The 7,199-nt window shown below is 73.3% G+C and carries 7 protein-coding genes; all 7 read left to right on the forward strand.

Going from position 1 to position 7,199, the window contains the following annotated elements; genetic code table 11:
* Nucleotides 1-272 precede the first annotated feature (272 nt).
* Nucleotides 273-458 carry a hypothetical protein gene (locus tag ABZ646_RS35830; protein WP_360528572.1) on the forward strand — a complete coding sequence of 62 codons (186 nt, stop codon included), beginning with the start codon at nt 273-275 and terminating at the stop codon, nt 456-458.
* A gap of 43 nt (nt 459-501) precedes the next feature.
* Nucleotides 502-1,194, forward strand: coding sequence for a peptidyl-tRNA hydrolase (locus ABZ646_RS35835; RefSeq protein ID WP_360528575.1), 693 nt, complete (start codon nt 502-504; stop codon nt 1,192-1,194).
* A 105-nt stretch (nt 1,195-1,299) separates the two neighbouring features.
* On the forward strand, nt 1,300-2,091 hold the full coding sequence (locus ABZ646_RS35840) for a DUF4142 domain-containing protein (RefSeq protein WP_360528578.1): 792 nt from the start codon (nt 1,300-1,302) through the stop codon (nt 2,089-2,091).
* 122 nt (nt 2,092-2,213) lie between these two features.
* The gene (locus ABZ646_RS35845; RefSeq protein WP_360528581.1) at nt 2,214-3,485 is read left to right on the forward strand and encodes a DUF692 domain-containing protein; all 1,272 of its coding nucleotides are present in this window, start codon (nt 2,214-2,216) and stop codon (nt 3,483-3,485) included.
* Between the two features lie 120 nt (nt 3,486-3,605).
* Nucleotides 3,606-4,415, forward strand: coding sequence for a DUF4142 domain-containing protein (locus ABZ646_RS35850; protein ID WP_360528584.1), 810 nt, complete (start codon nt 3,606-3,608; stop codon nt 4,413-4,415).
* 96 nt (nt 4,416-4,511) lie between these two features.
* Nucleotides 4,512-5,291, forward strand: coding sequence for a TIGR04222 domain-containing membrane protein (locus ABZ646_RS35855; protein WP_360528586.1), 780 nt, complete (start codon nt 4,512-4,514; stop codon nt 5,289-5,291).
* Between the two features lie 153 nt (nt 5,292-5,444).
* Entirely contained in the window at nt 5,445-7,091 is a 1,647-nt protein-coding gene (locus ABZ646_RS35860; protein WP_360528589.1) for an alpha/beta hydrolase, read from the forward strand.
* Nucleotides 7,092-7,199: the final 108 nt, after the last annotated feature.

Raw genomic sequence — 7,199 nt, forward strand, 5'->3', positions numbered from 1 at the left:
GCCCGGCCGGGGGTGTACTGCAATCTTCAACAAGCACTGCTAGTCACCGTCGGTATCCTTCTGGCCAGGCCCAACCCGGCCAGAGGGGGAAGCGAACAGCCATACGCCCCTCGAAAGTGTTCTGCATCACACCAGGCTCACTACGCGTGACGACCTGCCGCATGCGCTGCGCCGGTGGCGCGCCTCGCACGAGGAGGAGCGGCCACACTTCCAGGCCGTTGCCGGCGCAAAGATCGGGCGGGTGGTGGCGCTGCGGTGTCTACGCTGGAGGCATGAGCGACGACGGCGAGTACTGCACCGTCTCGGGGACCGCGCGGCCGCCCAGAGCGGACGGGCCGCCGTATGCCGAGTGTGTGCTGTGCCGGGAGCCGACCGAGTACCCGGAGTCGTACAAGGGGGTCACGATGTGCCCCCGGTGCGAGTGGCAGGAGGCGCAGCGGACCGCCTGTTCGGGATGAACGGCGGGGCCGGGGGTGGCGGGCGCCCCGTAGGGTTGGTGCGGTGAGCGCTCCTTTCCAGGTCTCGGCCAACAGTCGCGACGAAGCACCCCAGTTCGTCCTGCCCCTTGTCGTGCGGCTGGAGAAGTCGGCCCCTCCCGGCCGTACCGACGCCCTGGAGACGGCCGCCAGGGCCGTGCTGAACCTGCTGAGCGATGAGCGGGCCCTCGGGGACGGGGAGTGGGCGCAGGCCGTCCGGGACTGGGAGGACGCCCGGATCCGCAAGGTCGTGCGGCGGGCCCGGGGGGCCGAGTGGCGGCGCGCCGAGGGACTGCCCGGGATCACGCTGACCGGGAAGTCCGCCGAGGTACGGGTGTTCCCGCCGGTCCCCCTGGACGGATGGCCCAAGGATCTGGCGAAGCTGCAGGTGTCCGGCACCGAACTGGAGGACCCCGAGCCGCCCGTCGGCGCCGACCGGTCCGCGCCCGTGCTGTGGTTGAACCCGGAGTTGGAGATGTCGGCCGGGAAGACGATGGCACAGGCCGGACACGGCGCCCAACTGGCCTGGTGGGCGCTGCCCGAGGCGGAGCGGCGGGCCTGGCGGGACGCCGGCTTCCCGCTCGCCGTGCGGACCGCCGAACCGGCCGAGTGGCGCGAACTGACCGCGCGCGGGCTGCCGTTGGTGCGGGACGCCGGGTTCACCGAGATCGCGCCGGGCAGCTGCACGGTGGTCGCCGACCATCCGGCACTGCGCTGAGCTGAGGATTTTTAACTTTCCTGACAAACTTTGCCGTTTGTTTGAACACCGTCGTGGACCCGCCCGTACGTCCTGGCACTGAACCAGCGACACGGGGAGGAATCCTTGCGGCGTTCGAACGGAACGGCCCTCATTCTGGCGGCACTCGCCGGGACCGTCGGCGCGCTCGTGTACCCCGTGTGGTCGTACGGCGACCGGGCCGGCACCGGGCAGGCGAACGTGGCGGCGGGGACCGTCGACACGGAGTGGGGTCCGCTCACGGCCGCCGACCGCGACCTGATCGTGCGGGTCCGGCTGGCCGGACTGTGGGAGCTGCCGGCCGGCCAGCAGGCCATCCAGCGGGCGCCCGGCGGGGCGATCCGGGAGGCCGGTGACCACCTGGTCGTCGGCCACACCGACCTGGACAGGCGGGTGCGGATCGTCGCCGCCAAGCTCGGTGTCGAGCTGCCGAACGTGCCCAACGAACAGCAGCAGGGCTGGCTCCAGGAGATGTCGGCGGCGACCGGCGCGGAGTACGAGTACAAGTTCGTGAACCTGCTGCGGGCCGCGCACGGCAAGATCTTCCCGGCGATCGGGACCGTGCGGAACACCACCCGCAACAGTCTGGTGCGGCAGCTGGCCTCCGACACCAACCAGACCGTCCTCGACCACATCACGATCCTGGAGAAGACCGGCAAGGTCGACTTCGAGGCCAACGCGAACGACGTCGCCAACGCGACCACGGCCAGCCCGACCGGTCCTGCCGTACCCGCGCCGGGGGTGCTGGTGCCCTCCGCGCCGGCCGCGCAGGCCGGCGGGAACGTGCAGACCACGTCCAGGCCCTCGCCCGGTGCGCCGGGCACGGTGAACACCGGGCGCCCCGACCCGGAGGACCCGGTCGGCGGAGTCGGCCGGTAGCCCCCCGACTCCCCGGGGCGCGACCCCGAACCTCAAATGTTGCTCTGAAGCGGCAGGCAACGGGGTTCGCGGGCGCGCTCCGGGGCCATACCCCCGTCACTCGGAGCAGGAGGGGGACGACCATGACCTTGGAACGGCTGGGCACGGGCATCGGCTGGCGGCCGGAGATCGCGGACGCCGTGGAGCGGATGCCGGGCATCGACTGGGTCGAGGTCGTGGCCGAGAACACCTGCCCCGGGCACCTCCCCGAGTCGCTGCTGCGGCTGCGCGAGCGGGGGGTGACCGTCGTCCCGCACGGCGTCTCACTGGGCCTCGGCGGCGCGGACCACCCCGACGAGGGGCGGCTGAGGGCGCTCGCCGAGCGGGCGGAGGCACTCGCCTCCCCGCTGGTCACCGAGCACATCGCGTTCGTCCGCGCGGGCGGCCCGCGCACCGCGTCCCCGTCCCTGGAGGCGGGCCATCTCCTCCCGGTCCCACGCACCCGGGACGCCCTCGACGTGCTCTGCGAGAACGTCCGCATCGCGCAGGCGGCGCTGCCCGTGCCGCTCGCCGTCGAGAACATCGCCGCGCTCATCGCGTGGCCGGGCGAGGAGATGACCGAGGGGCAGTTCCTGTACGAGCTCGCCGACCGGACCGGGGTACGGCTGCTGATCGACGTGGCCAACCTGCACACCAACCACGTCAACCGCGGGGAGGACCCGGCCAAGGCCCTCTGCGAACTCCCCGTCGAGGCGATCGCCTACGTCCATGTCGCGGGCGGCTTCGAACGGGACGGCGTCTGGCACGACAGCCACGCCCACCCGGTGCCCCCGGCGGTCCTGGACATCCTGACCGGCCTCGCGTCCCGGGTCGCGCCGCCGGGGGTCCTGCTGGAACGCGACGAGAACTTCCCGGAACCGGCCGAACTGGAGAGTGAGCTGTCGGCGATCCGGGCGGCCGTGGCGGCGGGCGGGGCGGTGGCCGCCGCCGAGGTCCGCACCGGCGAGGTGACGCCCGTGGCCGCCGTCCCCGACGCCACCCGGCAACGGGTCGGCCTCGCCCAGGCCGCGGTCCTGTCCTCGCTGGTCGCGGGGACGCCGGTGCCGGAGGGGTTCGACCGGGTGCGGATGGGGGTGCAGGCGCGGGCACTGGCCGGGAAGCGGGCGGACGTGGTGGCGAAGGTGGCACCGGAGCTGCCGGAGATCCTGGGCGACGGCTACCGGACGGCGTTCCTGGCGTACGCGCAGGAGCGGCCGATGACAGGGGGGTACCGGCGGGACGCCCTGGACTTCGCGGGGCAGCTGCTGCGGGAGGGCCGGCCGGGCGACAGGGGGTCCCAGCGGCGGTTGCGGACGTGGTGGCAGCACCGTGCCGGCCCGGCGCCCCGCCGGACGGGACTGCTGCACAGGGCGTGAGCGCCGGCGACTGCTGGAGCGCACCCGCGCCCGAACACCACCGACGCGGCCCCAGACCTCCCCTCGGTAATATGCCTAGCCCGCACAGCGGAGCCACCCCCGTGCGGTGCAGGAGGCATCATGCGAGCGCGTCCCCGGCCCCCCGTCCAGGGGAGAGGCATATTCAGCGGTACCGGGCTGATCGTCACCGGCCTCGCGGCGACCATCGCCGCGCTGGTCTTTCCCGTCTGGTCGTACGCCGACCGTGCGGACCCGACCGGTGCGGTGAGCGTGCTCAGCGCGAAGACCGTGGCGACCCGGTACGGTCCGCTGTCCGAGCTGGACCGGGACTTCATCGTGAAGGTGCGGCTCGCCGGACTCTGGGAGCTGCCCGCCGGGGAGATGGCGGAGCAGAAGGGCACCACGGCGGCCGTACGCACGGCCGGGCAGCACCTCGTGGCGGGGCACACCGCTCTCGACGCCCAGGTCCGCAGCGTCGCCGCCCAGCTCGACGTACCGCTTCCGAACCAGCCGAACGACCAGCAGCAGCAGTGGCTCGCCACCCTCACCGGCGCCCGGGGCCAGGACTTCGACCGGCAGTTCGCGAACCTGGTGCGGCTGGCCCACGGACGGGTGTTCTCCGTCGTCGCCCAGGTCCGCGCCGGCACCCAGAACACCCTGGTCCGCGCGCTCGCCGACGACGCCAACACCACCGTCCTGGACCACATCAAGGTCCTGGAGGCGACCGGTTACGTCGACTTCTCCGCGCTGGCGCAGCAGCTGGCGGTCACCCCCTCCCCCGCCGCCTCCCCGCAGGTCTTCGCGCCGAGCGACGCGATCCCGGTCGTACCGTCCCCGGCGCTGACCCCGGCACCGACACCGTCGCCGTCCTCGCCGTACACCCTGCCCCCGGCCACCACCAGTCCGCCGCCGGCCTCCGACAGCCCCTGACCTGCGCCGCAAACGGAACGTCACATACCCACAACACTCGGTCCGGAATGTGAACAGGGCATGGCGATTCCGAGGCCCCTGGCATAGAAACATGTCATGTTCTGGGTCCTTCTCCTGCTCCTGGCCTGGGCCGTCGCCGGCACCGCCTGCACCCGGCTGTGCCTGGCCGCCGTACGGACGGCGGCCGCCGACACGGACGCGGGCCGGGGACACGACCTGACGCTGTACGAGGCCGCGTTCCTGTCCGGCGGGCCCGCCCGGGTCGCCGATCTGACGCTGGTGTCGATGGCCCGGGAGCAGCGGCTGCTGCTCGCGCACACCGGCTGGGCGACCGTCGTGGACCCGCGGGGGCGGGACGAGATGGAGCGGTCGGTGATAGGGGCCATCGGGCCCGAGGGGCAGTCCCGGATAGCGCCGGTGCGCTCGGCCGCGGCCGGCGCGGACGCCGTGCGCAGCCTCGGTGAGGGTCTGGTCCGGGCGGGGCTCGCGGTGCCCGACACGGCGGCACGGACGACGGTCGCGTCCGGGGTCCGTCAGGTCCGGGCCGCCGCGCTGGCCGTGCTCGGCCTCGGCATGGCCGCGCTCGCCCTGCCCACTCCGACCGGGATGCCGCGCGACCTGGTCGCCGTCTGGTTCGCGCTGCCCCTCACCCTGACCCTGAGCTGCCTGGCCATCGCCCGGGTCGAGGTGCACCCGTACTCGCGCTGGGCCTCCCCGGCCGGGCAGCGGTTGCTCGGTGTGCTGCGCCGGCGGGCGAACCGCACCGCGGACGACCAGTCGCTGCTGGCCTCCGTCGCCGTCCGCGGGATCCGCGCGATCGGTGAACCGGAGCTGCGTGCGGCCTTCGCACACCGGGACCAGCTGCCTCGGGAGTGAGCGGGGGCGCATAGGGGGCATTGGGGCCGACACCGCCCGATGGTGCTTGCCTTCCCCGCCGACCGGTCGAAATATCCCTTTTATTGCTGTCGTGCAGTCGCCGCGGTGCCCATGCCGCCACGCCACCGCAGCCGTGCACCGAAGGGATACGCCATGAGAGCCCCCGTCCTGTACTCGGCAGCCGGGTCACTGATCCTGACCACCCTGGCCGCCGCCCCGGCCGGGAGCGCCGATCGCGTCCCGGGCGCGGCGGCGGCCGAACTGCGGGGCACTTCGGTGGCCGCCGCACGCGCGCGTACGGAAGGCATCGACTTCGGCCGGTGCGCGGCCGACCTGGAGTTCCCCGACACCTTCCAGTGCGGCACGCTGAGCGTCCCGCTGGACTACGCGCACCCGGACGGCAAGCGGATCAAGCTGACCGTCAGCCGGGTCCGGGCCACCCACAAGGACCCGCACAACAGCAAGCGCAAGGTGCCGAGGCAGGGCGCCCTGGTCTACGACCCGGGCGGCCCCGGCGCTTCCGGCATGGGCTTCCCGATGGTCGGCGTGCTGCCCGAGTGGAAGCGCATCGCCGCCGCCTACGACCTGGTCGGCTACGCCCCGCGGGGTGTCGACCGGTCGGCACCGCTGTCGTGCGTCGACCCCAAGCACTTCTTCAAGGCGCCGTCGCAGTCGCCGACGCACCCCTCCGAGGCGTACAAGAAGGCCCGGATCAAGGAGGCGAAGGCGTACGCGAAGGGCTGCCTGAAGCGGTCCGGGAGCAAGCTGCGCCACTACACCTCCCTCAACAACGCCCGTGACCTGGACGTGCTGCGCGCTGCGCTCGGCGAGAACCGGCTGACCTTCATGGGCGCCTCGTACGGCACCTACTTCGGCGCGCTGTACGCGACCCTGTTCCCCTCGCACGTACGGCGGATGGTGCTGGACTCGGCGGTGGACCCCGACCCGGCGCAGATCTGGTACCGGAACAACCTGCAGCAGTCGGCCGCGTTCGAGAGCCGCTGGGCGGACTACCGGGAGTGGATCGCCCGGCACGACGACGTGTACGGGCTCGGCGGCACACCCGCGAAGGTGCAGGCCAGCTACGACCGGGCGAGCAGGCGGCTGGCGGCCCGAGCCGCCGGCGGGAAGGTGGGACCGGCGCAGTTGCAGGGCGCGTTCCTGTCGGCCGGTTACTACGACGACTACTGGCCGAGCCGCGCCCAGGCGCTGTCGAAGTACCTGAAGGGGGACGCGAAGCCGTTGATCCGGCTGGCCGCGCCGGCACCGGGCTCGGCCGCCGCGGCGGAGAACGGCACCGCGGTCTACACGGCCGTCGAGTGCAACGACGCACCCTGGCCGGCGAAGTGGCAGACCTGGGACCGGGACAACACCAGGCTCGCGCGGGTGGCGCCGTTCGAGACCTGGGACAACGCCTTCATGAACCTGCCGTGCGCCTACTGGCCGGTGCCCCGGCAGCGGGCCCTCGACGTCCGCACGGGCCCCGGCGAACTGCCGCCGACGCTGATCCTGCAGGCCGAGCGGGACGCGGCCACGCCGTACGCGGGTGCGCTGGAGATGAACCGGCGGCTCGCCGACTCGGTGCTGGTGACCGAGCGGGACGCGGGCACGCACGGCATCGGCGGCGGGCCCAACAAGTGCGTCAACGGGTATCTGGAGGCCTACCTGCTGGAGGGCAGGCTCCCCGAGCGGCGCGCGTCCTGCGCCGGGCACGCGGAGCCGAAGCCGGCGGCGCCGGCCGGCCGGGCCGGGGGGAAGACCCTGCGGGACTCCCTGAAGGGCAAGGCAGGCCGGCACTGAGCCGGGGGCGGTCTCAGGCGAGGCCCGCGACCAGGTCCGCGACGTCCTTGCGGCGGCCCGTGTAGAAGGGGACCTCCTCGCGGACGTGCCTGCGGGCCTCGGAGCCGC

The organism is Streptomyces sp. NPDC007162 (assembly GCF_040634175.1).
In the GTDB taxonomy this organism is placed as follows: Bacteria; Actinomycetota; Actinomycetes; order Streptomycetales; family Streptomycetaceae; genus Streptomyces.